Origin of the sequence: Streptomyces sp. RG80 (assembly GCF_040446465.1) — a bacterium.
Taxonomy (GTDB): Bacteria; Actinomycetota; Actinomycetes; order Streptomycetales; family Streptomycetaceae; genus Streptomyces.
Window position 1 is genome coordinate 436,317 of record NZ_JBEAAJ010000001.1, and the last position, 26,676, is coordinate 462,992.

General features: G+C 69.6%; 28 protein-coding genes. 22 read left to right on the forward strand and 6 right to left on the reverse strand.

Annotation, left to right across the window (positions count from 1 at the left end):
* Positions 1 to 17: 17 nt before the first annotated feature.
* Both ABKA17_RS02075 and ABKA17_RS02080 read right to left on the reverse strand, forming a co-directional pair.
* Positions 18 to 1,616 carry an N-acyl-D-amino-acid deacylase family protein gene (locus ABKA17_RS02075; protein WP_353690054.1) on the reverse strand — a complete coding sequence of 533 codons (1,599 nt, stop codon included), beginning with the start codon at positions 1,614 to 1,616 and terminating at the stop codon, positions 18 to 20.
* Positions 1,617 to 1,652: 36 nt separating this feature from the next.
* Positions 1,653 to 2,930 carry an amino acid deaminase gene (locus ABKA17_RS02080; protein WP_353690055.1) on the reverse strand — a complete coding sequence of 426 codons (1,278 nt, stop codon included), beginning with the start codon at positions 2,928 to 2,930 and terminating at the stop codon, positions 1,653 to 1,655.
* Positions 2,931 to 3,110: 180 nt separating this feature from the next.
* On the opposite strand from ABKA17_RS02080, the gene ABKA17_RS02085 reads away from it, so the two are divergent.
* The 5 genes from ABKA17_RS02085 (at position 3,111) to ABKA17_RS02105 (ending at position 7,495) form a co-directional block, all read left to right on the forward strand.
* The gene (locus ABKA17_RS02085) at positions 3,111 to 4,127 is read left to right on the forward strand and encodes a sugar kinase (protein ID WP_502994142.1); all 1,017 of its coding nucleotides are present in this window, start codon (positions 3,111 to 3,113) and stop codon (positions 4,125 to 4,127) included.
* Complete coding sequence (locus ABKA17_RS02090) at positions 4,124 to 4,888, forward strand: IclR family transcriptional regulator (protein WP_353690057.1); 765 nt, start codon at positions 4,124 to 4,126, stop codon at positions 4,886 to 4,888. Before ABKA17_RS02085 ends, ABKA17_RS02090 begins: the two co-directional genes overlap by 4 nt.
* On the forward strand, positions 4,885 to 5,295 hold the full coding sequence (locus ABKA17_RS02095) for a RidA family protein (RefSeq protein WP_353690058.1): 411 nt from the start codon (positions 4,885 to 4,887) through the stop codon (positions 5,293 to 5,295). Before ABKA17_RS02090 ends, ABKA17_RS02095 begins: the two co-directional genes overlap by 4 nt.
* A gap of 119 nt (positions 5,296 to 5,414) precedes the next feature.
* On the forward strand, positions 5,415 to 6,893 hold the full coding sequence (locus tag ABKA17_RS02100) for a GntP family permease (protein WP_353690059.1): 1,479 nt from the start codon (positions 5,415 to 5,417) through the stop codon (positions 6,891 to 6,893).
* 62 nt (positions 6,894 to 6,955) lie between these two features.
* On the forward strand, positions 6,956 to 7,495 hold the full coding sequence (locus ABKA17_RS02105) for a hypothetical protein (protein ID WP_353690060.1): 540 nt from the start codon (positions 6,956 to 6,958) through the stop codon (positions 7,493 to 7,495).
* Between the two features lie 3 nt (positions 7,496 to 7,498).
* Here the strand turns inward: ABKA17_RS02105 and ABKA17_RS02110 are convergent, their stop codons facing one another.
* The gene (locus ABKA17_RS02110) at positions 7,499 to 8,848 is read right to left on the reverse strand and encodes a M14 family metallopeptidase (protein ID WP_353690061.1); all 1,350 of its coding nucleotides are present in this window, start codon (positions 8,846 to 8,848) and stop codon (positions 7,499 to 7,501) included.
* Between the two features lie 244 nt (positions 8,849 to 9,092).
* Between ABKA17_RS02110 and ABKA17_RS02115 the strand changes: the two genes are divergently transcribed.
* Positions 9,093 to 9,542: an ATP-binding protein gene (locus ABKA17_RS02115; RefSeq protein ID WP_353690062.1), complete on the forward strand. Its 450-nt coding sequence runs from the start codon at positions 9,093 to 9,095 to the stop codon at positions 9,540 to 9,542.
* 114 nt (positions 9,543 to 9,656) lie between these two features.
* Positions 9,657 to 10,985: an Nramp family divalent metal transporter gene (locus ABKA17_RS02120; RefSeq protein WP_353690063.1), complete on the forward strand. Its 1,329-nt coding sequence runs from the start codon at positions 9,657 to 9,659 to the stop codon at positions 10,983 to 10,985.
* Position 10,986: 1 nt separating this feature from the next.
* Here ABKA17_RS02120 and ABKA17_RS02125 read toward each other — a convergent pair whose 3' ends face one another.
* Together ABKA17_RS02125 and ABKA17_RS02130 are read right to left on the reverse strand one after the other, a co-directional pair.
* The gene (locus tag ABKA17_RS02125) at positions 10,987 to 12,210 is read right to left on the reverse strand and encodes a hypothetical protein (RefSeq protein WP_353690064.1); all 1,224 of its coding nucleotides are present in this window, start codon (positions 12,208 to 12,210) and stop codon (positions 10,987 to 10,989) included.
* A gap of 83 nt (positions 12,211 to 12,293) precedes the next feature.
* Positions 12,294 to 12,803 carry a SigE family RNA polymerase sigma factor gene (locus tag ABKA17_RS02130; protein ID WP_353690065.1) on the reverse strand — a complete coding sequence of 170 codons (510 nt, stop codon included), beginning with the start codon at positions 12,801 to 12,803 and terminating at the stop codon, positions 12,294 to 12,296.
* Positions 12,804 to 12,994: 191 nt separating this feature from the next.
* Here ABKA17_RS02130 and ABKA17_RS02135 point away from each other — a divergent pair, with 191 nt between their 5' ends.
* Together ABKA17_RS02135 and ABKA17_RS02140 are read left to right on the forward strand one after the other, a co-directional pair.
* Positions 12,995 to 13,327, forward strand: coding sequence for a hypothetical protein (locus ABKA17_RS02135; protein ID WP_353690066.1), 333 nt, complete (start codon positions 12,995 to 12,997; stop codon positions 13,325 to 13,327).
* Between the two features lie 3 nt (positions 13,328 to 13,330).
* Positions 13,331 to 13,876 (forward strand): hypothetical protein, encoded by a 546-nt coding sequence (locus ABKA17_RS02140; protein ID WP_353690067.1) that lies wholly within the window; start codon positions 13,331 to 13,333, stop codon positions 13,874 to 13,876.
* A gap of 42 nt (positions 13,877 to 13,918) precedes the next feature.
* On the opposite strand, the gene ABKA17_RS02145 is transcribed toward ABKA17_RS02140, so the two are convergent.
* The gene (locus ABKA17_RS02145; RefSeq protein ID WP_353690068.1) at positions 13,919 to 15,607 is read right to left on the reverse strand and encodes a chitinase; all 1,689 of its coding nucleotides are present in this window, start codon (positions 15,605 to 15,607) and stop codon (positions 13,919 to 13,921) included.
* 271 nt (positions 15,608 to 15,878) lie between these two features.
* Between ABKA17_RS02145 and ABKA17_RS02150 the strand changes: the two genes are divergently transcribed.
* The 13 genes from ABKA17_RS02150 (at position 15,879) to ABKA17_RS02210 (ending at position 26,671) form a co-directional block, all read left to right on the forward strand.
* Positions 15,879 to 16,754 carry a hypothetical protein gene (locus tag ABKA17_RS02150; protein ID WP_353690069.1) on the forward strand — a complete coding sequence of 292 codons (876 nt, stop codon included), beginning with the start codon at positions 15,879 to 15,881 and terminating at the stop codon, positions 16,752 to 16,754.
* A 40-nt stretch (positions 16,755 to 16,794) separates the two neighbouring features.
* Positions 16,795 to 17,502 carry a Flp pilus assembly protein CpaB gene (cpaB, locus tag ABKA17_RS02155; protein ID WP_353690070.1) on the forward strand — a complete coding sequence of 236 codons (708 nt, stop codon included), beginning with the start codon at positions 16,795 to 16,797 and terminating at the stop codon, positions 17,500 to 17,502.
* 7 nt (positions 17,503 to 17,509) lie between these two features.
* Positions 17,510 to 18,775: a CpaE/TadZ family protein gene (locus ABKA17_RS02160; protein ID WP_353690071.1), complete on the forward strand. Its 1,266-nt coding sequence runs from the start codon at positions 17,510 to 17,512 to the stop codon at positions 18,773 to 18,775.
* On the forward strand, positions 18,772 to 19,140 hold the full coding sequence (locus ABKA17_RS02165) for a TadE/TadG family type IV pilus assembly protein (protein ID WP_353690072.1): 369 nt from the start codon (positions 18,772 to 18,774) through the stop codon (positions 19,138 to 19,140). The genes ABKA17_RS02160 and ABKA17_RS02165 overlap by 4 nt, the downstream gene beginning before the upstream one ends.
* 1 nt (position 19,141) lies before the next feature.
* The gene (locus ABKA17_RS02170; protein ID WP_353690073.1) at positions 19,142 to 19,492 is read left to right on the forward strand and encodes a TadE/TadG family type IV pilus assembly protein; all 351 of its coding nucleotides are present in this window, start codon (positions 19,142 to 19,144) and stop codon (positions 19,490 to 19,492) included.
* A 13-nt stretch (positions 19,493 to 19,505) separates the two neighbouring features.
* Entirely contained in the window at positions 19,506 to 20,843 is a 1,338-nt protein-coding gene (locus ABKA17_RS02175; protein ID WP_353690074.1) for a TadA family conjugal transfer-associated ATPase, read from the forward strand.
* A 103-nt stretch (positions 20,844 to 20,946) separates the two neighbouring features.
* Positions 20,947 to 21,891 (forward strand): type II secretion system F family protein, encoded by a 945-nt coding sequence (locus ABKA17_RS02180; RefSeq protein ID WP_353690751.1) that lies wholly within the window; start codon positions 20,947 to 20,949, stop codon positions 21,889 to 21,891.
* Between the two features lie 13 nt (positions 21,892 to 21,904).
* On the forward strand, positions 21,905 to 22,792 hold the full coding sequence (locus tag ABKA17_RS02185) for a DUF5936 domain-containing protein (RefSeq protein WP_353690075.1): 888 nt from the start codon (positions 21,905 to 21,907) through the stop codon (positions 22,790 to 22,792).
* Between the two features lie 267 nt (positions 22,793 to 23,059).
* A complete protein-coding gene (locus tag ABKA17_RS02190; protein ID WP_502994143.1) occupies positions 23,060 to 24,259 on the forward strand; it encodes a sensor histidine kinase in 1,200 nt (399 codons plus the stop codon).
* A gap of 61 nt (positions 24,260 to 24,320) precedes the next feature.
* Positions 24,321 to 25,157 carry a response regulator gene (locus tag ABKA17_RS02195; RefSeq protein WP_353690077.1) on the forward strand — a complete coding sequence of 279 codons (837 nt, stop codon included), beginning with the start codon at positions 24,321 to 24,323 and terminating at the stop codon, positions 25,155 to 25,157.
* Between the two features lie 105 nt (positions 25,158 to 25,262).
* Positions 25,263 to 25,460, forward strand: coding sequence for a Flp family type IVb pilin (locus ABKA17_RS02200; RefSeq protein ID WP_353690078.1), 198 nt, complete (start codon positions 25,263 to 25,265; stop codon positions 25,458 to 25,460).
* Positions 25,460 to 26,056, forward strand: a complete 597-nt coding sequence (locus ABKA17_RS02205; RefSeq protein WP_353690079.1) for a pilus assembly protein TadG-related protein — start codon at positions 25,460 to 25,462, stop codon at positions 26,054 to 26,056. Before ABKA17_RS02200 ends, ABKA17_RS02205 begins: the two co-directional genes overlap by 1 nt.
* Positions 26,057 to 26,089: 33 nt before the next feature.
* Positions 26,090 to 26,671: a hypothetical protein gene (locus tag ABKA17_RS02210; RefSeq protein ID WP_353690080.1), complete on the forward strand. Its 582-nt coding sequence runs from the start codon at positions 26,090 to 26,092 to the stop codon at positions 26,669 to 26,671.
* Positions 26,672 to 26,676 lie beyond the last annotated feature (5 nt).

Genomic DNA, 26,676 nt, shown 5'->3' on the forward strand with positions numbered 1-26,676 from the left:
TCGAGGTGGGCGTTCCGTCACACGGGACTGTTACGGACCGCCTTGCCCGCCAGCACATCCGTACGGCGGCCGTCCTCGATCACGAAACGGCCGTCGATCAGGACGTGCGGGATGCCCGTCGGGAGTGTGCGCGGGTTCTCGTACGTCGAGCCCGCCGCCACCGTCCCCGGATCGAAGAGGACCAGGTCGGCCCGGTATCCCTCGCGCACCCGCCCGCGGTCCGGCAGGCGCAGTCGTGCCGCCGGGCGTGAGGTGAGGTGGGCGACGCACTCCTCCAGGGAGAGGACGCCCAACTCCCGTACGTAGTGGCCGAGATAGTGCGGGAAGGTGCCGTACGCGCGTGGGTGCGGCTTGGCACCCTGGAGGATTCCGTCGGAGCCCCCGGTGTGCACGGGATGCCGCATGATCGTGCGGACGTTCTCCTCGTGGCCGACGTGCTGGAGGATCGACGGGGCCAGCCGGTCGGCGAGGAGCAGGTGGCGGGCGGTCGCCCAACTGTCCAGGCGACGGCCCACGTAGTGCGTCAGCGAGGGATCCGTGACACCCGAGATCTCGATCGTGTCCCACTCCATCGGCACCCCGTGGCAGCCGTCCGAACCGATCACCTCGAGGTGGTGGCGGATGCGCTCGGCGCTCTCGTCGTCCGCCAGCCTCCGCAGGATCTCCTCCGGGCCGCCCTCGCTCGCCCAACTCGGCAGCATCGCCACGAGCGTTGTGCAGCCGGGGGTGTAGGGGTAGGTGTCGAGGCTGATGTCGGCGCCGGACTCCAGGGCCTCGTCCAGCAGTTGGATCAGTTCCGGCGCCCGGTCCTTGTTCACGCCGAAGTTCATGGTGGCGTGCGCGAGATGGAGGGAGCAGCCCGCCTCCCTCGTCAGGGCCACCATCTCCGCGTACGCCTCCAGCGCGCCCGCCCCGTACGACCGGTGGTGCGGGCAGAAGTAGCCGCCGTACGACGCCACCACCCGGCACAGCTCGGTGAGTTCGGCGTCCTTGGCGTACATGCCGGGCGTGTAGGTGAGCCCCGAGGACATGCCGACCGCGCCCTGCTCCATGCCCTCGGCGACCAGCTCGCGCATCCGGTCCAGCTCCCGCGGAGTCGCCTCGCGGTCCTCCCAGCCGACAGCCAGCATCCGGACCGTGCCCTGGGGGACCAGATACGCCGCGTTGACGGCGATGCCCCGGCCCTCGAAACCGGAGTCCAGACGGTCGAGGTACTCGCCCACCGACCGCCAGTCGAAGTGGATGTCGTCGCCGTACCCGTTCCAGCCGGTGATCGCGCGGCGGACCTCGGCGAGGGTGCGGTCGTCGACCGGGGCGTACGACAGCCCGTCCTGGCCCAGGACTTCGAGCGTGACCCCCTGCGCGACCTTGGCGCTGTGGTCGGGGTCGCGCAGCAGGGCGAGGTCGCTGTGGGCGTGCATGTCGATGAAGCCGGGGGCGAGGACGAGCCCCTCCGCGTCCAACTCGCGGCGCGCCTTGGGGCGTTGGCACCCCGCGTCGGCGGCCTCCTTGACGATCGACACGATCCGTCCGCCGTCGACCACGACATCCGCCCGGTACGACGGCTCACCGCTGCCGTCCACGACGTCCGCGTCCCGGATGACGAGTTCCTCCATCAGCGACAGCCCTCCTGGAAGTAGGTGCGGATGTGGTCAGAAGTAGGTGCGGATGTAGTCGACGACCGTGCCGTCCGCCTCGGCCACCGGGATCAGCTGCCACTTGTCGAAGGACGTGCACGGATGGGACAACCCCATCCCGAGCCAGTCCCCGACCTCCAGCTCCGCCTCGGGCCCGGTGCGCAGCCAGGCGTGCTGGTCGGACAGGCCGGTCACCTCGATGCCGTCCGCCGGGCGCTCGACACCCTCGCGCCGTACGACCTGGGCGAACGGCAGATGCAGGTCGTAGGCCGCATCCCGCTTGCCGGCGTTGGCGAAGGCCTGCTCGGGGGTGGGGCGGGAGACGACCTGCGCCCACAGCCGGAACGCCGGTTCCAGGGCGCCCTCCTCCGGGACCCGGTTGAAGGGGGTGATCTTCCGGTAGTGGCCGTCGTCGTGCGAGACGTAGGCGCCGGAGCGCAACAACTTCAGTACGGGCAGGGAGAGTTCGGGGATCTCGGCGAAGACGTCGGCCACCGCGTCGAACCAGGCGCTGCCGCCCGCGCTCACGACGATCTCGTCCAGCCCGGAGAAGCGGCCCGCCTTGTCGAAGTCGACGGCCAGCGCCACGAGCCGCCGCAGCCACGCGTGCACCCGCTCCGGGTCCGCCTGCGGTACCTCCCCCTCGTACCCCGCGACCCCCACGAGCCGCAGCGTCGGTACGGCGGCCACGGCGTCGGCGACGGCCGCGCACTCCGCCTCGGTGCGCACCCCGGTACGGGCACCGTCGCCGGCGGCGAGCTCGACGACGACGTCCAGGGGGCGGGCGGCGCCGCGCAGAGCCGCGTCCATCAGCTCGACGCCGCGTACGGAGTCGACGTAGCAGATGTGCCGGAAGTCGGGGTCGGCGTCGAGTTCGGCGGAGATCCAGCGGAGCGCGGCGGGGTCGACGAGCTCGTTGGCGAGGAAGACGCGCCGGATGCCGAAGGCGCGGGCCACGCGGACCTGGTGGGGGACGGCGACGGTGATGCCCCAGGCGCCGTGCTCGATCTGCCGCTGGAACAGCTGGGGTGCCATGGAGGTCTTGCCGTGCGGGGCGAACGCGAGCCCGTGGCGGACCGAGTACGTCTCCATGAGCTTCAGGTTGTGTTCCAGGCGCTCGGCGGACAGAGCGAGGACCGGGGTCGAGAAGCCGTCGGTGAAGAGGTTGCGGCGCTGGGCGGTCAGCTCACCGACGGTGAGGCCGGCGGCGTCCGCGGGGAGGCCCTTGAAGCGGTGGTCGACACGTTCCTCGGCGAGACGGGCGAGGGCTTCGGTACCGGGATCGACGGACACAGGGCCTCCCTGATCAGGTGTGTTGCATTGTGTGCAACACCCATTGCGTATATCGCTTACAGCTGTCTAACATCCACGCCAACGCCGGGTCAATGGAGCCGCCGCGACCCGAGACGACAAGGAGCCACGACCATCGTGAATGCCCCCGACGTCGTGGACGTCGTCGCGCTCGGCGAGTCCATGGTCACGTTCCTGCCCACGCGACCCGGTCGCCTCGCCGATGTGCCGTCGTTCGAGCGGGGGATCGGGGGCGCGGAGTCGAACGTGGCGTGTGCGCTGGCGGCGGCGGGCCACTCGGTGCGCTGGATCAGCCGCGTCGGTGCCGACGGCTTCGGTGACCATCTCGTCGAGGCGATCGGGGGGTACGGCGTCGATGTGTCGGCGGTACGGAGGGACTCTTCGCGGCCGACGGGGGTGTACTTCCGTACGGCGGGGGAGCGGGGGACGGTCGCGCACGAGGTCGCCTATTACCGGGCGGGGTCCGCGGCGTCGGCGATGTCCGTGGCGAACGTGGATCTGGTGCCGAGCCGGGTGCTGCATCTGTCCGGGATCACGGCGGCACTGTCCGGCAGCTGCCTGGAGCTGATGCGGGAGCTGACGGCGCCTCGCGCGGGGCGGCCGCTGGTCTCCTTCGACGTGAACCATCGGCCTGACCTTTGGCGGGATGCCGAGGGGGCGGGGGTGGTGCTGGAGCTGGCTCGGCGGGCGGATGTCGTGTTCGTGGGGGAGGACGAGGCGGGGGAGGCGTGGGGGGTTTCGGGTGGGCCGGAGGGGGTCCGGGATGCGTTGCCGGAGCCGGGTGTGTTGGTGGTGAAGCAAGGAGACAGGGGGGCCACTGCTTTCGTCTCGTCTGCGGCCCGGCGGGGGCTGGTCGCGCAGTTCCCCGCGCCCCTTGGGTCAGTCACGTTTGCCCCTGCTTTGGAAGTTGACGTCGTTGCCACCACTGGCGCCGGGGACGCCTTCGCCGCCGGGTTCCTCTCCGCCACCCTCCGAGAGCTCCCCGTTCGCGAAAGGCTCCGGCACGCCCACCTCTGGGCCGCCGCCGCTCTCACCACCCCCGGTGACCTCGCCGTGCCGCCCTCCCGTGCACACGCCGACCGGCTCGCGGCCCTCGATGACGACGCGTGGGGGAGACTTCGACTCGGCCCCGGCTGGACGCAAGCCGACAGGGCCCCGGAGGAGGTACGCACCCCATGAGCCAGACCGTCGACCGCGCGCTCAGCATCCTGCCGCTGCTCGCGGAGGGCCCCGCCGACCTCGGACAGGTCGCCGACCGCCTCGGTGTGCACAAGTCCACGGCCCTGCGCCTGCTGCGCACCCTCCATGAGCACGGCATGGTCTACCGCCAGTCCGACCAGCGCTACCGTCTCGGCGCCCGCCTCATCGCGCTGGCCCAGGAGGCGATGGAGAACCTCGACATCCGCGAGATCGCCCACCCCCACCTCGTACGCCTCAACGAGCAGATCGGGCACACCGTGCACCTCGCGGTGTACGAAGAGGACGAGGTGCTCTACATCGACAAGGTGGAGAGCCGCTACCCGGTGCGGATGTACTCGCGGATCGGGAAGCCGGTGGCCATCACGGTCGCCGCCGTGGCCAAGCTGCTCCTCGCCGACCTGCACGAGTCCGAGCGCCGGGCGCTGGCCGACAAGCTCGAATACCCCCTGTACACGTCCCGTTCGACACCCAACGCGCCCGCTTTCCTACGTGAGTTGGAGCAGGTGCGCGAACAGGGCTGGGCCACCGACCTCGGCGGCCACGAGGAGTCCATCAACTGCGTCGCCGCACCGATCCGGGGCGCCGACGGCAGGGTCGTGGCCGCGATGTCGGTCTCGGCGCCGAACGTCGTCGTCACCGCCGAGGAACTCCTCTCCCTGCTCCCGCTGGTCCGCCGTACCGCGGATGTGATCACCGGCGAGTACTCCGGCAGAACCCCCGTCAAGGAAGCCACCTCATGACCGAGAAGATCGCGCTCACCCCCAAGACCCACACCACCCCGCCCGCGAAGTTCTCGCACGGCGTGAAGAAGGGCAACATCCTCCAGGTCGCCGGCCAGGTCGGCTTCCTCCCGGCCGAGGAGGGCAAGGCGCCGACGCCGGCCGGCCCGGGCCTGCGCGAACAGACCCTCCAGACCCTCGCCAACGTCAAAGCGATCCTGGAGGAGGGCGGCGCGAGCTGGGACGACGTGATGATGATCCGCGTCTACCTGACCGACGTCGACCACTTCGCCGAGATGAACGGCATCTACAACACCTACTTCGAGGAGCAGGGCCTCAGCGCGCCCCCGGCCGCCCGCACGACGGTCTACGTCGGCCTGCCCGCCGGACTCCTCATCGAGATCGACGCGCTCGCCGTTCTGGGCTGACGCGCGAGCCGGCCCTTCCGCAACTCCCGCACGCCGTGACCGGCACGGCGCCCCACAAGGCGCCGTGCCGCGATCCCCCCTGCCCGAAAGCTGCATGAACTTACGCAGAGGACCCCCGAATGTCCCTTCCGCTCGCCGCGACGACCCCCGCCGCAACTCCACCCCACACCGGAGGCCTGCTCCTCCTCATCGACGGCACCGCGGGACTGCTCACGGTCGCCGCCATCGGTATCGCCCTGCTGCTCTTCCTGATCATCAAGGTCAGACTCCAGCCGTTTGTCGCCCTGCTCGCCGTCTCCATAGCCGTCGGCCTGCTCGCGGGGCTGTCGGTCACCGAACTCTTCGGCACCGTCCAGCGATCGGACGCGGTGTCGACCATCGAGTCCGGCATGGGCGGCATCCTCGGCCATGTCGCGATCATCATCGGCCTGGGCACCATGCTCGGCGCGATCCTCGAAGTCAGCGGCGGCGCCGAGGTGTTGGCGTCCCGGCTGCTCAACCTCTTCGGCGAGAAGCGCGCACCCCTCGCCATGGGCCTCACCGGCCTGATCTTCGGCATCCCGGTCTTCTTCGACGTCGGCATCTTCGTGCTCGCGCCGATCGTGTACGCGGCGGCCAAGCGCAGCGGCAAGTCGATCCTGCTCTACTGCCTTCCGCTGCTCGCCGGTCTGTCGATGACCCACGCCTTCCTGCCCCCGCACCCCGGCCCGGTGGCGGCGGCCGGCCTGCTCCACGTGGACCTCGGCTGGGTCATCCTGATGGGCGTGGTCTGCGGCATCCCCGCGGTACTGGCCGCGTGGGCGTTCTCGGCGTGGATCGGCCGGCGCATCTTCGTCGCCGTACCGCAGGACATGGTCGAGGCGGCGGCGGAGGCGAAGCTCGCCGTCATCGAGGAACAGCGCGCGTCCGGGGTCGAGCCGCAGGAGCGGCCGGTGCCGCTGGGCACGGTCCTGGGCATCATCGGCACCCCGCTGGTCCTGATCCTCGCCGCGACCTTCTCCTCGATCACCCTTGAGCCCTCCACGGGCCGCTCGGTCGTCGAGTTCTTCGGCAGCCCGTTCGTGGCCCTCACGATCGCCCTGCTGATGGCGTACTACCTGCTCGGCATACGGCGGGGCTGGTCCCGCAAGTCCCTGGAGACGGTGTCGACGGCGTCGCTGAAGCCGGTCGGCAACATCCTCCTCGTCGTCGGCGCCGGCGGGGTCTTCGGCGCCGTCCTCAAGGCGAGCGGCGTGGCCCAGGCCCTGTCGGACACCTTCAACGACGTCGGCCTGCCGGTGCTCGTCCTCTCCTACCTGATCTCGGTGGTCCTGCGCGTGGCCCAGGGCTCGGCGACGGTGGCGATCGTGACGACAGCGGGCATCGTCGCCCCCCTGCTCGCCGAGGGCGACCACTCCCAGGCCTTCGTCGCCCTGGTCATCATGGCCATCTCCGCAGGCTCCATCTTCGCCTCCCACGTCAACGACGGCGGCTTCTGGATGGTCGCCAAGTACTTCGGCATCAGCGAGCGCGACACGTTGAAGACCTGGACGGTGCTGGAGACGGTGTTGTCGGTTGCCGGGTTCGCGGTGGCGGCGGCGCTGAGCCTGTTCGTGTAGTCGTACGACACCTTCTGCCCCCGGCGCCCCACGGCACAGCTTCGTCCGCCATAATTCCCGCTGTGGAGCAGCGCATAGGTTCGAGCAGCAAGCCCCTGAAGGGTGCCGGGTTCGACCCGGCCTTCATTCCCGGGCTCACCTCGCCCGCGTCCGGCGAGCCGGAGGACGGCAAGCCGGAGGCGGCTGAGGAGCCCCTGGCGCAGGAGGAGACCGCCCCCGAGGAGGAGACGACCCCCGACACACCGCAGACGGACGGCGAGGCAGAGGCGGACGCCGACCCGGTCGACGGTCCCGTCTTCGAGGCCGCCGACCGTCGCGCGAAGATCGTCGCCGACGCGAAGGGCGTACGCCTGAGCCTCGACGAGGAGAAGTGCGAATTCCGCTGGGACGAGATCGGCGCGGTGGAGACGGAGTCCCCCCGCTTCGGGAAGCGGTTCACCATCACGGTGCACACCCCCGACCGCCGCTGGTACCCGATCGAGATCGAGGCCACCTCGCGGGCGCGTTTCCAGGAGTGGGACGAGCAGCTGGACGCCGTCCTCGACGCCTACTTCGAAGAGGGCGAAGCGAAGGCCGAGAGCGAAGAGGACGACGCCGAGTAGCGGTCAGGCGCAGTACTGCGCTTCCTTGCCGATCGATCGGTACATACAGTCGGCGTTCTCCAGCAGCTGTAGCACCGCGTCCCGGTTGCGCGAGGTCTCCCGCACGATCACCTCGTCGGGCGGGTAGAAACCGCCCCCGGAGCTCGACGACGGGTACATCTCGAAGGTGTACCCGAAGATCTTCTGGCTGCCCCACAGCCAGTCGTCGATCGACCCGTCGGTGATGTACAGGTCGCTGGACTGCTCGGGCGTGTAACCGTTGCTCGCGGCCATCTTCCCGCCGACCGTGGCGAAGGCGTTGCGGTCGTCGGCGGTCATCCCGGTGGCCGTGTTCGCGGTCGTGTACCCGTAGGGCCACAGCACCAGTTCGCTGTACGTGTGGAAGTCGATGCCGGCCTTGATCTGCTGCACCCCGCCGACGACCCGGCCGCGCACGAAGTTCGCCACGACCTTGACCTCGGGCGCCGACTCGGCCGCCGGTCCGCGGTACGTCTCCGAGGACGTGGACCCCGACGAGCCGCCGCAGCAGCCCCACCGGTAGGCCCAGTTGCGGTTGAGGTCCGTACCGACGTTGGAGGAACCGGAGTTGGGCTGCCGGTTCTTGCGCCACGAACGGTAGGAGCCGGTCGCCACGTCGTACTCGCCGCCGTCCGGGTTGAGGTCCGGGATGATCCAGATCTCGCGGCTGTTCACCAGGTTGGTCACCCGGGAGTCGGTGCCGTAGTCCGAGGTCAGCTCGTTCAGCAGGTACAGCGCCATCTCGACGGTGAGATGCTCACGGGCGTGCTGGTGGTGGGTGAACAGCACCTCCGGCTCGGACTCGTCCGTGGCCACGTTGTCACTGATCTTGATGGCGACGATGTTCCGGCCCTGGTACGAGGTGCCGATCACCCGCTGGCTCACGATGGAGGAGTTGGCGGAGACGACCGAGTTGATCTCGCTCGTCATCTCCGCGTAGTTGTGGTACCGCGAGTCGGCCGAGGGGAAGTCGAGGATTCCGGCCTCGCCGTCCGCGGCGGAGGACCGGTCGGGGACCGCGCCGAGTGCCGTGATGTCGTAGCCCTGCGCGCGCAGTTTCCTGATCTGGTCGGCCCGGCCGGAGATCACGACACCGTGGTCGTCCACCTCGTCGATGGCCACGCCGGCCTGCTGGAGGGCCGTGCGCTCCTTGACCGTCGCGTGCGTGTGGACCTCGTACTGGCGGATGTCGTCCGCCGCGGGAGCCGCCTCGGTGGTGCTGTCGGCACTCGCGCCCGGGGAGAGGGGCGCCGCGAGCGCGAGGACGAGGAGGGCTGCGAACACGGCGGTACGTCTTCCACCGCGGGCGCCTGAGCCTCGTATGCGAAGTCGCATGAAGTCTCCTAGTTTCTCCAGGGATTCCGGGGTCGCCGGGCCTGAAGCAAGTGGGGATACAGGTGACTCACAGGTGCGGGTGCGGCGCTCATCGTGCGCCTATGGCATGAGCAGGTCAAGAGTCAATAAAGGCGCGGTGGCCGGAACCCGGCGGCCGTGGCCCGATCCCGAACTGGTGTCCGTAGGTAGTGAATCGGGTATTCCTCCCCGTGTGCGCCACCGTGGCGGCGGACATCCTGATCCCATGCTGGAAGTCGATCCTCGGTACGCCTCGTACCCCCAACCCCCCTTGGGGGCAGGCCATCTGAGCGTCGAGTACACCCCCCGCCCCGCCGCCGTCCGCGAGGCCCGCGCCGCGGTCCGCCGACAGCTGGAGGGGTGGGGGCTCGCGGATCACGATGACCTGGTGGACACCGCCGAGCTGCTCGTCAGCGAGCTGGCCACCAACGCCCTGCTGCACTGCGCCAGCAGCTTCCGCCTCACCCTCTTCGCCTCGCACGGCGTGCTGCGCTGCGAGGTCGCCGACGTCGGCCGCCGTACTCCCCAGGTGCTCCGGGCGGGCACCGCGGAGAGCGGCCGCGGGATGTTCCTGGTGGACGCGCTGGCCCGGCGCTGGGGCTGCCACCAGGACGGGCCGGGCAAGACGGTGTGGTTCGAGCTGGGTACCTGCGGCGACGACTGCGGGCGACTGTAGCTCCGTTGTCGTCTGCCGGTACGTCGTGGCTGGTCGCGCAGTTCCCCGCGCCCCTGAGGTTGATCCAGTCACGCCCTCTTGTGAGCTCGGCTGCTTTGCGGTTACTTGACCACCATGGCGGACACCACCGGAAACCCCACTGACTCCCCGGCCTCATCCGACACCCACCCCACACCCCGCAAGTCCAGCTGGCGCTACATCGGCCCCGGCATCGTCGTCGCGGCCACCGGCGTCGGCGCCGGCGACCTGGTCGCCACGCTCATCGCGGGCAGCAACTTCGGCTACACGCTCCTGTGGGCCGCCGTCCTCGGCTGCCTGGTGAAGATCTCCCTCGCCGAGGCCGCCGGCCGCTGGCATCTGTCCACCGGCCGCACCCTCTTCGACGGCTGGGCGAGCCTGGGCCGCTGGACCACCTGGTTCTTCGTCGTCTACGTCGTGATCTGGGGCTTCGTCTACGGCGCCGCCGCGATGTCGTCCAGCGCGCTCCCGCTCCAGGCGCTCTTCCCGGACGTCATGGACCTCAAGTGGTGGGCCGTGCTGTGCGGGCTCTCCGGCCTGGTCTTCGTCTGGTTCAACAAGTACGAGGTCTTCGAGAAGGTCATGACGGTCCTGGTGGGCGTCATGTTCGTGGTGACCGTCTACCTCGCGATCCGGGTCACCCCGAACCTCGGGGACGCCTTCGCCGGCCTGCTCCCGGTCCTCCCCGACGAGAAGGACTCGATCCTCAACACCCTCGGCCTCATCGGCGGCGTCGGCGGCACCATCACCCTTGCCGCGTACGGCTACTGGGTCAACGCCAAGGGCTGGACCAACACCGGCTGGATGAAGGTCATGCGGCTCGACAACCGCGTCGCCTACGCCACCACCGGCATCTTCGTCATCTCCATGCTGTTCGTCGGCGCCGAGATGCTGCACTCGGCGAACATCGCCATCGCCAGCGGCGACAAGGGGCTCATCCAGCTCGGCGACATCCTGGAGGACAAGTACGGCTCGGCGACCGCCAAGTTCTTCCTGATCGGCTTCTTCGCCACCTCGTACACCTCCCTCATCGGCGTCTGGCACGGTGTGAGCCTGATGTTCGCCGACTTCGTCGCCCGCTTCCGCGGCGGGAGCGCGGGAGAGGGGACGGGCGAGGAGGTCGCCTCCGGTGCGCGCGAACGCTCCTGGCCCTTCCGCGCGTACCTGCTGTGGCTGACCTTCCCGCCCATCGTCCTGCTCTTCCAGGGCCAGCCCTTCCGCCTGATCATCCTCTACGGCGTCCTGGGCGCGGCCTTCCTCCCCTTCCTCGCCGGCACCCTGCTCTGGCTCCTCAACTCCGCACGCACCCCCGCCGAATGGCGCAACGGCCTGGTCAGCAACGCGATGCTGGTGATCGCCGGGCTGCTGTTCCTGGTGCTGTGCGTGAAGCAGATCTGGGATCAGCCCTGGTCGGAGTTCTTCTGAGCTACCGCCACTTCGGGCTGAGCGCGATCTTCTCCAGTTGCTCCATCGTCAGGGCCGGCTTCGCGCGGCTGGGGGAGTCGTGCGGACCGCCCGCGTTGAGGGCGCTGACCACGACCCGCAGACCGTCGGTGCGAATCGTGTCGACGGTCCACCTGACCGCGCCCGAGACGTCCTTGTCGCCGGCGTCCTCGCGGGTGACGAGCATGGTGCCGTCGCCGACCTCCTTGGCGCCCTCGAAGAAGCTCTCGCCGATGAGGTCCCCCATGTTCGGCTGGACGTTGATCTCGACCATGCTCTTGCCCTTGCCGTCGTCGACCACGACGTAGCCCCAACCGGACTCGTCACCGCCCCGCGAGACCGGATCGAGGCCGTCGGGGAGCAGATCCACCAGTGTCTTGCGGATGTCGGTGACGGGGAGGGTCTCTTCCGGCTCGGCGCCGGACCCGGGCTCACTCGGGATGGCGGCGATCACCGACAGCCACTGTGGCGCGCTGACCAGCTCCTTCAACTGCTGTGCGTTCAAAGGCGGTTCTGGCCGGGTGGTCGGCGCCCCCTTCTCCGCCTCGGCGTTGAACTCGCTCACCGAGACATGCTCACCCTTCGGGGTGACCAGGTCGGCGGTCCACCGTTTGGTGTCCTCGCGCTTGTCGGCGTACACGAATCCCTGGAAGACCGTGAGCAGCGAGCCGTTGTCCAGCCGGCTGGTCTTGCAACTGTCGTACGGAGTCAGCGCTTTGTCCGGGCACTCGGTCACCGCGCGGGCCTGTTCACTGCCAGGCGTGACCCGGCGCAGGCTCACCGAGACGGCGGAACCCCCGTTCCCGTCGTCCCACACGAGCTGTGCGGCCGGCCCCCACTTGGCCGACGTACCGGTGCCGCTCTGCTCGGTGAACTTCCCGTGCCCGAGCAGCTCCTCGAGGGTGCTGATCAGCTCCTGGTCGGAGACCGGCGGCACGGACGACGAGGCGCTCGGCGTGGAGGCCACCGAGGACTTCTGCGGGTCCGAACCGTCACCGGGCAGAAGCAGCGCACCGCCCACCCCGACGAGCGCGAGGGAGGCCGCGCCGCCCACGACGGCGGCCCGGCGCCGCAGCCGCAACCGGCGTCCACGGGACAGGCCGGCGGCGGTGAGCGCGTGCGGATCGGTACTGAACCGGCCGCCGACGTCACGCAGTTCGGCGGCGACGCGGTCCTCGAAGGGATCGCTGTGCTGTTGAGCGGGCATGGCTAACCACCGTTTCCCCGAGGTGTGAAGGATGAGAAGTCAGAGGTGTGGGTGAGGTGCGGTCATAGGGACGGGTGGGGCCGTCAGAAGCGTGCGTATTCGCCGAGGTCCTCGCCCAGCAGCTCCCGCAGCCGGCCGAGAGCGCGGGTGCAGCGGGTGCGGACCGCGGCGGAGGTGGCGTTCAGCGCGTCGGCGGTCTCCTCGATCGAGCGGTCCTCCCAGTAGCGCAGGACGACCACCGCCCGGTCCTTGGCGGGGAGCCGGGCCAGCGCCTCCAGCAGCGTCAACCGCAGCGGGACGTCGCCGTGGTCGGGGTAGGCCTGCTCCGGGAACTCGTCGGTGGCGCGTTCCTTGCTGCTGCGGCGCCGCTGGTGGGCGAGGAACGCCCGGGTGAGGACGGTCTGCGCGTACCCGGCGGGGTTGCCGACCCGGGTCACGCGGTGCCAGCTGATGTACAGCCGGCCCAGGGTCTCCTGCACCAGATCCTCGGCGAGGTGGGTGTCCCCGGCGGTGAGCAGACACGCGGAGCGGTACAGATGCCCCGCGCGTGCCGCCGCGAACTCCGCGTACTGGTCCGCAAGGACCTGCCTCATCTTGTTTCCCCCTGCTGGTGGCGCGCGCTCACTTCGCGCTCTCACTACATTGATGCGCCGGCCCCCCGGAAATGTTTCACACGAGATTCAGGGGATCTTGCGAGCGGGGCCACGGCCGAGAGCCTGGGAGCGGCCCGGCCGGTAAGTTGCCGTACGCACACACCTAGGCACGCCACACCGGGGGACCCACGATGACGCACCCGCCGTACCCGCACCACCCGCCCCAGGGCTTCGGCCCGCCGGTGGGCCCGGAGTTCCTCGCCGTGGACCGGCGCAGTTCGGTGGCCGTCGACGCGTCCGGCGTCACCCTGGAAGTCAACGGCGTGGAGGCCGAGTTCGACTGGCAGGAAATACGCAGCGTCCACTACAAGGCAAGCCCCAACGGCAAGTCCCTGATGGTCGCGGTCGTCCACCTCGACGGCCAGTTCTACGAGTCCGTGGTGGAAGCGAAGCCTCGGGAACGCCTGGGGGAGTGGTTCGCGGGGCTGGCGGCGGTCCTGACCTTCTACCGGCCGATGGGGTGAGCGGTGGCAGTCACCCAGCGCATCGCCGTCAGGATCGCGGAACAGTACGGGGCCGAGGCGGAGACGGTCATCTGGTTGCTGAAGGAAGCTGAGAAAGAGAAATTTCGCAGGGTCGGCGCGGAGAGAGTGACGGCCGCCATGGTCATCCTGGCGAAGGGCGACGTGGACAGGGTTTTCCGTGCGATCGAGGAGATGCAGATCGATTGGCGGGACCTGTTCATGTCGGCGGGACTGGGGCATGCCGACTGGCGGGCGGATCTGGACGACGCTTTCGGCCCGCGAGACTGGCTCGACCGGCTGCTGTTTCTCCCGAGCGACTACATCGCGGGGTACGGCAGCCTGCGCGACCTGATCGAGGAGCTCGATCCACCGCAGCTGGATCCGGCGGAGTTCGCCCGAGCCGTCACGCAGCGCCTTCGGCACTCCCCTGAGCTGATCGAGGAATGGCAGCGCCTTTGCCATGACAACCCGGTGGACGGAAACGCCGACGTCGTGATCCGCGAGGCCGAGGACGTGCTGAAGGTCATCGGGGTTCTGCTCAGGCGGTGAGCGTGGGGGCGGTCCGCCCGCCCCCACGCTCCACCACTTCCGCTACGGCAACCCGTGCACGTGCGGTCCCACCGCGTTGGACCACGCGTTGCCCGCCGACGCGTCCCAGTTGGTCGACCAGGTCATCGCGCCGCGCAGGTCGGGGTAGGTCCGAGACGGTTTGAAGGAGCCGCAGCCCGTGCCCTTGGTGAGGCAGTCGAGGGCGTTGTTGACCACCGTCGGGGAGACGTACCCGCTGCCCGCGCCGCTCGTGGAGGCCGGCAGGCCCAGGCCGACCTGGGACGGGGAGAGGCCGCCCTCCAGCTGGATGCAGGCGAGCGCGGTGAGGAAGTCCACCGAGCCCTGGGAGTAGACCTTGCCGTCGCAGCCGAGCATCGAACCGCTGTTGTAGTACTGCATGTTGACGACCGTGAGGATGTCCTTCACGTTCAGCGCGGTCTGGAAGTACGCGTTCGACGTCGACTGCATGTCGATCGTCTGCGGGGCCATCGTGATGATCAGGGACGAGCCCGCCTTCGTGGACAGGGACCGCAACGCCTGCGTCATGTACGTCGCGTTGAGACCGTTCTCCAGGTCGATGTCCACGCCGTCGAAGCCGTACGTCTGCATCAGCGCGTACACCGAGTTCGCGAAGTTCGCCGCCGACGTCGAGTCGTTGACCGCGACTGTCCCGCGCTCACCGCCGACCGAGACGATGACCTTCTTCCCGGCCGCCTTCTTCGCCGCGATGTCCGCCTTGAACTGGTCGACCGTGTAGCCGCCGAGGCCCGCCGAGTCCAGGTTGAAGGTGACCGCGCCCGGAGTGGTCGTGGCGTCCGCGAAGGCCACCGCGATGATGTCGTACTGCGACTGGACGTCGGAGATCTTCTGGACCTTGGCCCCGTTGTTGAAGTTCTGCCAGTACCCGGTCACCGCGTGCTTGGGCAGGGCAGGTCCCGTCGGGGTCGCCGTCGTCGTCCCCGTCACCGCCGCCGACTTCCCGGACTCGCCCGCCGAGTTGGTGGCCGTGACCTGGAAGGAGTACGACGTCGACGCCGCGAGCCCGGTCACGGTCGCCGATGTGCCGGTCACCGCCGTCACCTTCGTACCGCCGCGGTAGACGTTGTACCCCGTGGCGCCGGAGACCGCGCTCCAGGCCAGCGAGACCGAGGACGACGTGCGGCCCGAGACCGCGAGCCCGCCCGGCGTGCCCGGGACCGTCGGGGCCGGGTCGGTGCCTCCGCCGCCGTCCGGGCCGTACACGGAGACGTCGTCGGCGAGGTACGCGGCCTGCCCGTACCAGCCGTGGGTGTAGACCGTCACCGAGGTCGTCGAGGCGCCGGTGGTGAAGGTCGTCGACAGCTGCTTCCAGCTCGCCGAGTCCGGCGTCCAGGTCGACACGTCCGTCGTGCCGGTCCCGGTCACGCCGAGGTAGGAGTAGCCGCCCTGGACCCACGCGCTCAGCGTGTACGTCGAGCTGGGCTTCACCGCGACGGCCTGGGTGCACCTGGCGTTGTCCTGCCCGGCCGGTGTCGCCTTCAGCGCGGCCGCGCCACCGTGCACCGGCGAGGAGACGGTCGTACCGCTGCTCGCCGAACAGGTCCAGTTGGTCAGGCCGGACTCGAAGCCGGCGTTCTTGGCGTTGTTGACGTCCGCGGCGGAGGCCTGGCCTGTGCCGGACACGCCGAGGGTGAGGGCTGCGAGGACCGCTGCCGACCAGAAACGGAACGAGCGTCGTCTGAGTATGGCCATGACAAGCAGAGTGGTCCAGACCAATCAGGTCCGTCAATAGGTCCAGACCATCTCTCCGTAGAATCGCGACCCCTTCACCACCCCTCGGCATATGTAATCCGCCCTGATTTGGGGAACCTTGCGCAATAACAGTTGCCATCAGCTGAAGAAACGCTGTTCTCCGGTCACATGGGCGTGGTTAGAGTGCTGACGTAGTCACGCAGTGAAGTCGACTGGGTGTGCCGGAGTAACGCCGGTCGGGCCGGCGGGGCATGGGAACGGGGAGCTGCGCGTGCCAACTGCCATTGCCGTGACCGGTGCCGACATGGCGCTGCCGCCACAGGACGAGCGGACCGTGCCCGCGGTCGTCCTGCCGGACCTCGACAAGGAGCCGCTGGAACGCTCGTTGGCGGTCCTCCAGTCGCTCGTCGACCAGCACGGCCATGTGATCGTCGTCTGCTCCCAGGCGGTGCCGAAGGCGGTCGAACGGCGCCTGCACACCGTACGGTCCCTCCTGGAGAGCGACCGTATCGCCCTGTTCCGCCCCGATCTGCCACCACTCGGACTCGCCGTCCTGGCCCGCCAGTTGCGCCAGCTCGCCTCCTGCGACCTCAGCCCCGGGGTGCTCGCCTCGGCGGGCCGGCTGCTCACCCACTACATCCACGCCGGCGCGGTCCTCGGCTCCGTCACCAAGCTGGACCGCGTCCCCGTGGGGCTCAAGGCGCACGCCAAGTCATGGGTGCCGGGCAGCCAGTTCGGGGTGATCGCCCACCCCGAGCCGCAGCTGGTCCGGATCGGCCCCGAGGCCGCCCTGTCCGGCCCCGAGTTCGCCACCGCCATGCTGGTCGCCAAGGGCCAGCTCCAGTCCGACTGGGTCACCACGACCCTCGCCCCGTCCTGGAACGTCCAGGGCCTGCGCGAGGCCCCGCTCCCCGCCGAGTCGGCGACCTGGTGGGGCACCCCGAGACTGATCGAGTTCTGTTCCTTCCTGCCCGACCTCTCGGTTCTCTACCAACTGGTCACCTCGGTCCGCCAGGGCGCCTGTCACTGGTGCGGCATCGAGGTGATCGGCGACCGCTGTGTCTTCTGTTCCGCCACGTCACCGCTCACCGAGAGCCAGCACAACAACCAGCAGCACAGCCAGCAGAACCAACTCACCGCCGGGTGAGCCCTGTCGACCGATATCCCCCAATGAGGTTGTACGGTTCATGAACTCCCGTCAGCGCCGCGGCGTCATACTCCTGATCCTCTCGGCCGTCTGCGCCCTCGCGGCCTTCGCCGGCGTCCTGTCCGTCATCAGCGACGTGAAGTCCAAGGTCGGCCCCGAGGTCACCGCGTACCGGCTCAAGGGCGACATCGATCCCTATACGGCACTCAGCGCGGGCCAGTTCGAGAAGACGCGGATGCCCGAGCGCTGGCTGTCGTCCACCGCCGTCACCGACCTCCGCGAGATCGACGGCAAGATCGCGGTGACCACCCTCAAGAAGGGCTCCCTCCTCCAGAGCGACATGATCGTGGCGCAGCCGGCCCTGCGGCCCGGACAGCAGGAGGTCGCCATCATGATCGACGCGGCGACCGGGGTGGCCGGCAAGATCACACCGGGCTCCACGGTCAACGTGTACGCCACCTTCGAGGGCGAACAGCAGGGCACCCCCGCCCAGTCCAAGGTCATCGTGACGAACGCCAAGGTCCTCGACGTCGGCGACCTCACCCCGCTCCAGCCTGACGCCGACGACCGCACCCGCGAGGCCACCGAGGCCGTCCCCATCACCTTCGCGCTCTCCGCCATCGACGCCCAGCGCATCACCTACGCCGAGTCCTTCGCCAAGCGCGTCCGGCTCGCACTGGTCGCCCCGGGCGAGACCGGCACCGTCCCCGAGCAGGACCGCACGTACGAACTCGCGAAGGACAAGTGAGAGCCGTATGCCCACGAGGATCCTGCCGGCCGTAGGCGACGCGGACGCGGTCCGCTCCATCACCACGCTGCTCAGCCAGCTCCCGGACGCCGAACCGGTGGCGCCGGTCGTCGACTCCACCCAGCTCGTCGACACCCTCGCGCGCCTGGCCGCCGAGTCGGTCGACGAACTGCCCGAGGTCGTCGTCGTCCACGAACGCATCGGCCCGGTCCCCGCGTTGGAGCTGATCCGCGAGGTCGCCCTGCGCTTCCCCGCGGTCGGCGTCATCCTCGTCACCTCCGACGCGAGCCCCGGCCTCTTCCAGGCCGCCATGGACTACGGCGCCAGAGGGCTGGTCGCCCTCCCGCTGAGCTACGAGGAGTTGGCGAGCCGGGTCCAGGCGGTCGCCCAGTGGTCCGTCGGCGTACGGCGTCATCTGGGCGCGAGCGTCGACGTCTTCACCGGCGTCGGCGGCACCGTCGTCACGGTGAGCGGGGCCAAGGGAGGCGTGGGGACGACCCTGACCGCGATCCAGCTCGCCCTGGCCGCCCAGGCGTCCGGCCGCAGCACCGCGCTGCTCGACCTCGACCTCCAGGCCGGGGACATCGCCTCCTTCCTGGACGTCCAGTTCCGCCGCTCGGCGGTCGACCTGGCCGCCATCACGGACATCTCCCCACGCGTCCTGGCCGACGCCGTCTTCCGCCACGACACCGGCCTCGCCCTGCTGCTCGCCCCCGGCGAGGGCGAACGCGGCGAGGAGGTCACCGACCGCGCCGCCCGCCAGATCGTCAGCGCCCTGCGCTCCCGCTACGAGATCGTTGTCATCGACTGCGGCGCCCAGATCGGCGGCGCCGGCGCGGCCGCGGTCGAGATGGCCGACACCGCCCTGCTCGTCACCACCCCCGACGTGATCTCGGTGCGCGGCGCCAAACGGACCGTGCGCATGTGGGACCGGCTCCAGATCCGCAAGGCGGAGGAGACCACGGTGGTCGTCAACCGGCACACCCGGGGCACCGAGATCCAGCCCCCGCTGATCCAGAAGATCACCGGCACGGCGGTCGCGGGCATCGCGGTCCCCGCCAACTTCAAGGAGCTGCAAGGGGTGGTGGACGCCGGACGCGTCCACGAACTCGACAGCAAGAGCGTGGTGAAACAGGCCCTGTGGCGGCTGGCGGGGGAACTGGGACTGGTCAAGTCGGCCGAGGGCACGCACAAGGGTGCGCGCAGGGGCGGCCGGTCGAGCGGTGACCGCGCCGCCGTGGGCTTCCGGCGACGCAAGGAGCTGGAGCGATGAAGAAACGGGATGACGGCCAGGTCACCATCGAGTTCCTCGGCATGACCCCGCTGATCATCCTGACGTTGGTGCTGGTGTGGCAGTTCGTGCTGGTGGGATACACGTTCACGCTGGCGGGGAATGCTGCGGACGAGGCGGTACGGGCGGGGACGGCGGCGAGTCCGGGGGAGCGGCAGGGCGCGTGCGAACAGGCGGGACTGGACAAGCTGCCGGACGCGTGGGACGGCACCGTGAGCTGCGGTACGGGCGGCGGCTATGTCACGGCCGACGTCTCACTCACGGTCCCCGTCCTCTTCCCGGGCTCGATCGGCTTCCCGTTCACGGTCGAGGGGCACGCGGGCGCGGTGGAGGAGGAGACGGACTGAGATGTCGTACGACAGGAAAGTCCGCGACCGTGGCCAGGTGGCCATCGAGTACCTCGGGTTCATCCCGATCCTGCTCCTCGTCGCGCTGGCCGGCGTACAGGTCGGACTCATCGCCTACACCGCCCAGCAGGCCGGTACGGCGGCCAGGGCCGGGGCGCGGGCCGCGTCGCTGGAGCGCAGCGCGCAGGAGGGCTGTTCGACCGCCGTCAGCGACTGGCTGACCGTCGCGTGCTCCGCCGCGCAGGGCGACGACTCGGTGACCGTCACCGCCACCGTCCAGATCCCGAACGTGGTCCCCTTCTGGAACTTCGGCGACGCCACCAGGACCGCGACCATGCCGCTCGACCACTGAACGAGGTACGACCATGAGTCTGCGCGCACGCATCACCACCCCCGAGGAGAACGGCAGCCGGGGCGAGGACGGCCACCTGGTCGCCTCGTACCGCGCCAAGCTGCTGGAGGAGATCGACCTCGCGGAGATGAGCTCGCTCGCGGCGGCCGAGCGCCGGGCCCGGCTGGAACGGGTGCTCGGGCACATCATCAGCCGCGAGGGCCCCGTGCTGTCGACGGTCGAACGCTCCCAGCTGATCCGCAGGGTCGTGGACGAGGCGCTGGGCCTGGGCATCCTGGAGCCCCTGCTGGAGGACGCGTCCATCACCGAGATCATGGTGAACGGCCCGGACGCGATATTCGTCGAACGCGGCGGCAGAGTGGAACAGCTCCCGATCCGCTTCCCCTCCCACGACCAGCTGATGCAGACCATCGAGCGGATCGTCTCGACGGTCAACCGCCGGGTGGACGAGTCGAACCCGATGGTCGACGCCCGCCTCCCGTCCGGCGAGCGTGTGAACGTGATCATCCCGCCGCTGTCCCTGACCGGCGCGACGCTCACGATCCGACGCTTCCCCCGCTCCTTCACCCTCCAGGAGATGATCGGCTTCGGCTCCCTGGACGAGCACATGCTGTATCTGCTCGCGGGCCTGGTGCAGGCGAAGTTCAACATCATCGTGTCGGGCGCGACGGGCACCGGCAAGACGACCCTCCTCAACGCCCTCTCCGGCCTGATCCCCGAGGTCGAACGCATCATCACCATCGAGGACTCGGCGGAACTCCAGCTCCAGCAGGCCCACGTCATCCGCCTGGAGTCCCGCCCGCCGAACGTCGAGGGCAAGGGCCAGGTCACCATCCGCGACCTGGTCCGCAACTCCCTTCGTATGCGCCCGGACCGGATCGTCGTCGGTGAGGTACGAGGCGGCGAATCCCTGGACATGCTCCAGGCCATGTCCACGGGCCACGACGGCTCCCTGGCCACGGTCCACGCCAACAGCACCGAGGACGCGCTGATGCGTCTGAAGACCCTGGCGTCGATGTCCGAGGTCGGGGTCCCCTTCGAGGCACTGCACGACCAGATCAACAGCGCGCTCGACGTGATCATCCAGCTGACCCGGTTCCCCGACGGGGCCCGCCGCATCACCGAGATCGCCATCCTCGACAGCCACGGCGGCGAGCCGTACCGCCTGGCCACGGTGGCCCGCTTCCACTCCCAGCCGATGGCGGCGGACGGCCGCGTCTACGGCAACTTCGAGTACTTCCCGCTCCCACGCCGTACCGCCGACCGCCTCTACATGGCGAGCCAGCCGATCCCGCAGGCCTTCGGAGTGGCCCGGACCGTGGCCGAACTGACGACCAGAGAGGCCAGGTAGGGCGCCCGATGAACGTGACGACGGACAGGAAACCGGACCTCGCGCCGGACCTCGATCCGGCTTTGAAGCCGGACCTGGAGACGGAGCTGGGATGGATCTGAAGATGGATCTGCAAGCCCTGATCAAGCTCACGACGGGCATCGCCCTGCTGACCTGTGTCCTGGCGGTGGCCGGCCTGCACGCGTACGCCATGGGCAAGGCCCAGCGCCGGGCCCTGGTCGACCGGCTCTCGGCGGCGGGCCAGATACCGGCGAGCGGCCGCCGGCGCCGCTTCCCGGGCCTGGACCGCCGGCTGCGCCGCACGAAACTCGGCAGGAAGCTGGAACTGCGCCTGGCGGCGACGGGCATGGACATCACACCGGGCGAGTTCTTCGTCTACATGATGGCCACCGCGGCCGGCCTGTTCCTGATCAGCCAGGCCGCCCTGGCCCCCTTCTTCGGCCCGCTCGCCGGTCTGCTGGGCATCTGGGTGGCACTCCAGTTCCTGAACTGGCAACGCCAGAAACGCATCGAGAAGTTCATCAACCAACTCCCCGAACTCGCCCGCATCCTGGCCAACGCCACCCAGGCCGGCCTCGCCCTGCGCACCGCGATCGGCATGGCGGCGGAGGAGCTGGAGGCCCCCGCGGGCGAGGAGTTGGGCAAGGTCGCCAACCAACTGGCCCTGGGCGCCTCCCTGGACGACGCCCTGGGCGAGATGGCGGAGCGGCTGCCGTCCCGCGAACTGGTCGTCCTGGTGACGACACTGGTGCTGTCGAACCGGGCGGGCGGCCAGGTCGTGGGAGCCCTGCGGAACCTGACGGAGACCCTGGAGGAGCGCAAGGAGACGCGCAGGGAGGTCCGCACCCAACTCGCGCAGGTCAACATGACCTCGTACGCGGTCCCCGTCCTGGGCGTCGGCTCACTCTTCCTCATGAACGGCGTCAAGGACGGCGCCCTGGACCGCATGACCGGCTCCCCGGCCGGCCAGGCCGCGGTCATCATCGCCTTCGCGCTCTACGCGGTCGGGTTCATCCTGATCCGGCGCCTGTCCCGGATCGACGTCTGAGGGGGCCACGGACATGGCATTTCTTCTGGCCCTGCTGATGGGCCTCGGCGTCTGGGGCGTCTTCGCCGGCATCCGCATGTACCGCGCCGACGCCAAACTCCCCGGCGACCTCGCCCTGGCCCTGGAGGTCGGCGCCACCCGGACCGGCGCGGTGGACTCCGTCATCGACCGCCTCGGCATGCGCTACGCCCCCGCCGTCCTACGGCTCATGGGCCCCAAACAGGTGGCGAAGTACCGCCGCAAGATCGACCTCGCGGGAAACCCCGGCGGCCTGACGATCGACCGCTACGCGGCCCGGCGGGCGGTGTACGGGTTCCTGGGCGGGTTCGGCGGCCTGGTCTTCCTGATGCGGGGCATCCCCGTCATGGCCCTGCTCCTCTTCGCGTTCGGCGTCTTCTGGACGGAGGTCGGCATCTGGTCGGCGATCCGCATCCGCAAGGACGTCATCGAGCGGACGCTGCCGGACTTCCTGGACGTCCTCGCGGTCGTGGTGAGCGCGGGCCTCGGCTTCCGCCAGGCCCTGGACCGGGTGGCCATGAAGTACGAGGGTCCCTGGGCGGACGAACTGCGCATCACCCTGCGCCAGATGGACCTCGGCATGAGCCGCCGCCAGGCCTTCGCGGAACTGCGTCGCCGCAACGACTCCGAACAGGTGGCGATGTTCGTGACGGCGCTGCAACAGGGCGAGGAACTGGGCGCGCCCATCGTCGACACGCTCATCGCCCTCGCCAAGGACATGCGCCGCACGGACGCCCAGAACGCCCGCCGCAAGGCGGCCCGCGCGGTTCCCAAGGCCACGATGATGATCACCACCTTCATGGTCCCGGCCACGATGCTGCTCCTCGGCGCGGGCCTGATCCTCGGTTCCGGCACGGACTTCGGCTCGATCACGGGCAAGTAGGCGCGGGGAGGGAGGGCGGCCATGGCGATGACGAAACCGACAGCGGAACGCTTGGGGAGGCAGTGGGCTCCGCGGGTACGGGGGGTACGGGGGGCATGGGGGGTACGGGGGCCGCTGCCGGCGGTGCCGGCACCGCGCGGGTCTGACGGCCGTGGGCAGACGGCTGCCCGGCCCCCGGCCGAGGACCTGGTGCCACCCCTCGCCCCAGCTGCACCCCTCGACCCGCCCGCACCCGCCCTCCCCATCCAGATCAACGCGCTACAGGCCATGTGCCGCCAGGTCTTCGGCTTCCGTCTGGCCATGATCGCCCTGGCCTCCCCCTCCGCCCTCCTCAACGCCGCCCCCGGCCTCGGCGCCCGCCTGGTCGCCGCGGCTGTACTGGTCACCTTCATGACCTCGTACGTCCTGTTCCGGGACTGGGAACGCTTCGGCCCGCTCCTCCTCCGCCACCCCACCCTTCTGGCGGTGGACACCCTCTTCGGCGCGCTCCTCCTGATCTCCGCGGGCCCGGACACCACCCTCGCCTACGTCAGCGTCTGCACCCCCCTCCTCGCCGGCCTCGTCTACGGCTGGCGAGGAGCGGGCTGCTTCGCCTCGCTCCAGGGCCTCATCCTCGTCACCGTCTACGCGAGCTCGAAGGACCTCCACCCCACGGTCGCCGAGGCCCTGCTGCTCCCCGGCCTCTGTGTCGTCACCGGAGCCATGGGAGTGACGCTGCGCAACCTCATGTTCCGCTTCGGCGCCGCCACCCAGGCCCTGACCTCGGTCCAGGCCCGCCTCGCCGTCACGGAGGCGGTCGGCGCCGAACGCGCCCGCCTGGCCCGCGAGATGCACGACTCGGTGGCGAAGACCCTGTACGGCGTGGCCCTGGCGGCGGACGGCCTGGCGGCCTCGGCCGGAGCGGGGGCCGCTGCCGCGAACCCGGCCCTGGTGAAGGAACAGGCGGAACTCGTGGCCCGCTCGGCCCGCAGGGCTGCCGCCGAGTCCAGGGAACTCCTGGCGGACCTACGTCGTGAAACGGACCCGGACGACGGCACGGACGTCCTCACCGAACTCGCCGCCAGAACCAGGGACTTCAGTCGCCGCACCGGCCTGGCGGCCACCTACCACCCCACAGGCGAGCACGCACTCCCCGGACTGCCCCCTGCCGTGGCCCGCCAACTCCTCACCATCACCTCGGAAGCCATGGAGAACGCCCAGCGCCACGCGGCCCCGAACCACGTGGACGTCAGCGCCGGAGTCCACGGCGACCTCCTCCGGATCAGCGTGTCCGACGACGGCTGCGGCCTCGCCCCCGGCACCAGCCTCGAACAACTCCGCCACACCGGCCACTTCGGCCTGATCGGCATGGTCGAGCGAGCCGCCACGGTGGGCGCCCGCATCCACATCGGCCGCGGCTGCCACGACCGAGGTACGGAGGTGCGCCTCGAGCTCCCGCTGGCCGCGCTGACGCCCCGGGACGCCTGAGCACGCCGTACCGACCCCCACGAGCACCCCCACACGCAGACCACGAGAGGAGGAAGCCCCGATGCCCGACCGTACGACGACACCCCCCGACCCCTTCGAGGACTTCCCGCCCCCCGCTCCGCCGCCCGCCCCGCTCCGGGTCCTGGTGGCGGACGACAACCCGGTGGTCCGCGCGGGCCTCACGGCCCTCCTCTCCGGCCGCGAGGACATAACGGTCGTGGCGTCGGCGGCAGACGGCCGACAGGCCTACGAAGCGGCACGCCGACACCACCCCGACGTCGTCCTCCTGGACGTCCGCATGCCGGGCGTCGACGGCATCTCGGCCCTCCCGCACCTGGTGCCGCTCGCCCCGGTGCTGATGCTCACGTACAGCAGCGAGTCGGAGATCGTCCACGAGGCCCTGCGCCGCGGCGCCTCCGGGTACCTGGTCCACGGCGAGTTCACCGCCGACCAACTGATCGCGGCGGTCCGGGACATCAAGAGCGGCAGTGCCCATTTCACGACGTCCGCGGCCCATGCGGTGGTGGCCGGACTACGGGGTTCGGACGGTCCGCCCCTCCCCGAGGGCCTGGGCCGGGCAAGTGCAACTGCATACGAATCATTCGTGGCTCAACCCAAGCACCCACTGAGTTCTGCGGAAGGGCTTTCGCGAATGCAACCAGATGTGGGACAGTCTTCGAAGTCGCGATACCAACTCAGTACGAGGGAGGCGGAGATCATGGACCTCATCGCCTCCGGCATGACCAACCAGCAGATCGCCGCCACCTGCTTCATCAGCGAGAAGACGGTCAAGAACCACATCAACCGCATCTTCGCCAAACTCCACAGCACCAACCGCGCGGAGGCGGCGGCCAAGTGGCTCGGAACGGCGCCCGATTCACGCCGGGGGCCGTCATGAGCACGCATTGGGCCCGGAATTGGGCCCTGGGACCCTGTGACGAGAGGGGTGCTTCGTCGTACGTTCCTCGTGTCGCTAGTCACGCCGACACCCAAGGGGAGCACGATGAGCAACTGGATCAACACCACGGTCTCGTACCTCAAGGCCCGAGCGGGGCGGGACGATCGGGGACAGACGGCTGTGGAGTATCTGGGCATCATCGCAGTGGTGGTGGCGATCATTCTCGTTCTCCTCAGCACGGACTTTGGAGCCCAGATCTCCGATGCGATCACCACGAAGATCGGCGAGATCACGGGCGGCTGATGCGCAGGCGCATTCGCGAAGACACAGGGCAGGCGTTCCCCATCTACATCACGGTGGTGGGGGGCCTGCTCTTTCTCGCGTTCGCGTATCTTGCGGTCGGCCAGGCCGCGGCAAACCGGAACGGAGCGCAGACGGCCGCCGACGCGGCGGCCCTCGCGGCGGCCCAGGAGCGGCGGGACCAGCTCGCGGCACAGTGGGTGGTGGACGTGCTCGACCCGACCAAGTGGCAGGACATCTTCGACGGCATCGCGACCGGCCCCGACCAGTCGTGCGGGCGCGCGGACCAGCTGGCGGCCCAGAACGAGGCCACGGTGCTGGCGTGCGGCCCGAACGGGCCGCTGTCCTACACGATCGAGGTCGAGACGAACAAGACCGTGGGGGAGTCAGTCATCCCCGGCACGGAGGACAAGAAGTCCAAGGCGTCCGCCACTGCCGACATCGAGCCCCTCTGCGAGTTCGAGCCTCCCGCCGACGACGCGGCGGACGATGTACTGCCGCGTCTCGAATGCGAGGACCGCGACTGGGATCTGGACCCGGACGACCTCACAGTTCTGCCCGAACCTGAGGATCTTTTCGAAGTCCATCTGGCCGACTGACAAGCGAACGACGACTGGTGAAGGATGCGGAGCATGGACATTCGGTTCACGGCGAAGGCCCGCAGGGGAATGGTCGCGTTGACCGTTGCGGCCGGTCTGGCCCTCGGCGTGGCCGGCTGCGGTGGCGGGGGAGACGACGACAAGAAGCCGGAGTCGACGGCGTCTGCGCCCAAGAGTGAAGGATCGGACCCGAGCCCGCAGGAAGGCCAGTCGGACGATGTCCAGGCTGAGTTGAAGGGCTCGAGTGGCCTCATGTTGCAGATCACCACCGCCCAACGCGACTCTGGCGGATTCGTCACCGTGAATGGCACGCTGACGAATGACAGCGCCAAGTCGGTCACGGTTCCGATGCTCTTGCGAGGTGACGAGACCGAGGTCATTGCACACGGCAGGTCGCTCGGCGGAGCCACACTTGTGGACTCCAAGGAGAAGAAGCGCTACTACGTCCTGCGAGACACCGAGGGGCGCCCGCTGACGACAACGGGACTTACGACGCTCAAGTCAGGCGAAAAGCTCCCTGTATTCATGCAGTTCCCCGCCCCCCCGAGCACAACCACGGACGTCTCCCTCCAACTCCCCACCTTCTCCAGCGCCACGATCAAGATCTCCGGGTGAGGCCG

Excerpts from the sequence above, each read along its gene's own strand:
- ABKA17_RS02075 (WP_353690054.1), bottom strand. The coding sequence starts at position 1,616 with ATGGAGGAACTCGTCATCCGGGACGCGGACGTCGTGGACGGCAGCGGT.
- ABKA17_RS02085 (WP_502994142.1), top strand. The coding sequence starts at position 3,111 with ATGGTCACGTTCCTGCCCACGCGACCCGGTCGCCTCGCCGATGTGCCG.
- ABKA17_RS02090 (WP_353690057.1), top strand. The coding sequence starts at position 4,124 with ATGAGCCAGACCGTCGACCGCGCGCTCAGCATCCTGCCGCTGCTCGCG.
- ABKA17_RS02095 (WP_353690058.1), top strand. The coding sequence starts at position 4,885 with ATGACCGAGAAGATCGCGCTCACCCCCAAGACCCACACCACCCCGCCC.
- ABKA17_RS02100 (WP_353690059.1), top strand. The coding sequence starts at position 5,415 with ATGTCCCTTCCGCTCGCCGCGACGACCCCCGCCGCAACTCCACCCCAC.
- ABKA17_RS02110 (WP_353690061.1), bottom strand. The coding sequence starts at position 8,848 with ATGCGACTTCGCATACGAGGCTCAGGCGCCCGCGGTGGAAGACGTACC.
- ABKA17_RS02115 (WP_353690062.1), top strand. The coding sequence starts at position 9,093 with ATGCTGGAAGTCGATCCTCGGTACGCCTCGTACCCCCAACCCCCCTTG.
- ABKA17_RS02120 (WP_353690063.1), top strand. The coding sequence starts at position 9,657 with ATGGCGGACACCACCGGAAACCCCACTGACTCCCCGGCCTCATCCGAC.
- ABKA17_RS02125 (WP_353690064.1), bottom strand. The coding sequence starts at position 12,210 with ATGCCCGCTCAACAGCACAGCGATCCCTTCGAGGACCGCGTCGCCGCC.
- ABKA17_RS02130 (WP_353690065.1), bottom strand. The coding sequence starts at position 12,803 with ATGAGGCAGGTCCTTGCGGACCAGTACGCGGAGTTCGCGGCGGCACGC.
- ABKA17_RS02135 (WP_353690066.1), top strand. The coding sequence starts at position 12,995 with ATGACGCACCCGCCGTACCCGCACCACCCGCCCCAGGGCTTCGGCCCG.
- ABKA17_RS02145 (WP_353690068.1), bottom strand. The coding sequence starts at position 15,607 with ATGGCCATACTCAGACGACGCTCGTTCCGTTTCTGGTCGGCAGCGGTC.
- cpaB (WP_353690070.1), top strand. The coding sequence starts at position 16,795 with ATGAACTCCCGTCAGCGCCGCGGCGTCATACTCCTGATCCTCTCGGCC.
- ABKA17_RS02160 (WP_353690071.1), top strand. The coding sequence starts at position 17,510 with ATGCCCACGAGGATCCTGCCGGCCGTAGGCGACGCGGACGCGGTCCGC.
- ABKA17_RS02165 (WP_353690072.1), top strand. The coding sequence starts at position 18,772 with ATGAAGAAACGGGATGACGGCCAGGTCACCATCGAGTTCCTCGGCATG.
- ABKA17_RS02170 (WP_353690073.1), top strand. The coding sequence starts at position 19,142 with ATGTCGTACGACAGGAAAGTCCGCGACCGTGGCCAGGTGGCCATCGAG.
- ABKA17_RS02175 (WP_353690074.1), top strand. The coding sequence starts at position 19,506 with ATGAGTCTGCGCGCACGCATCACCACCCCCGAGGAGAACGGCAGCCGG.
- ABKA17_RS02180 (WP_353690751.1), top strand. The coding sequence starts at position 20,947 with ATGGATCTGCAAGCCCTGATCAAGCTCACGACGGGCATCGCCCTGCTG.
- ABKA17_RS02185 (WP_353690075.1), top strand. The coding sequence starts at position 21,905 with ATGGCATTTCTTCTGGCCCTGCTGATGGGCCTCGGCGTCTGGGGCGTC.
- ABKA17_RS02190 (WP_502994143.1), top strand. The coding sequence starts at position 23,060 with ATGTGCCGCCAGGTCTTCGGCTTCCGTCTGGCCATGATCGCCCTGGCC.
- ABKA17_RS02195 (WP_353690077.1), top strand. The coding sequence starts at position 24,321 with ATGCCCGACCGTACGACGACACCCCCCGACCCCTTCGAGGACTTCCCG.
- ABKA17_RS02200 (WP_353690078.1), top strand. The coding sequence starts at position 25,263 with ATGAGCAACTGGATCAACACCACGGTCTCGTACCTCAAGGCCCGAGCG.
- ABKA17_RS02205 (WP_353690079.1), top strand. The coding sequence starts at position 25,460 with ATGCGCAGGCGCATTCGCGAAGACACAGGGCAGGCGTTCCCCATCTAC.
- ABKA17_RS02210 (WP_353690080.1), top strand. The coding sequence starts at position 26,090 with ATGGACATTCGGTTCACGGCGAAGGCCCGCAGGGGAATGGTCGCGTTG.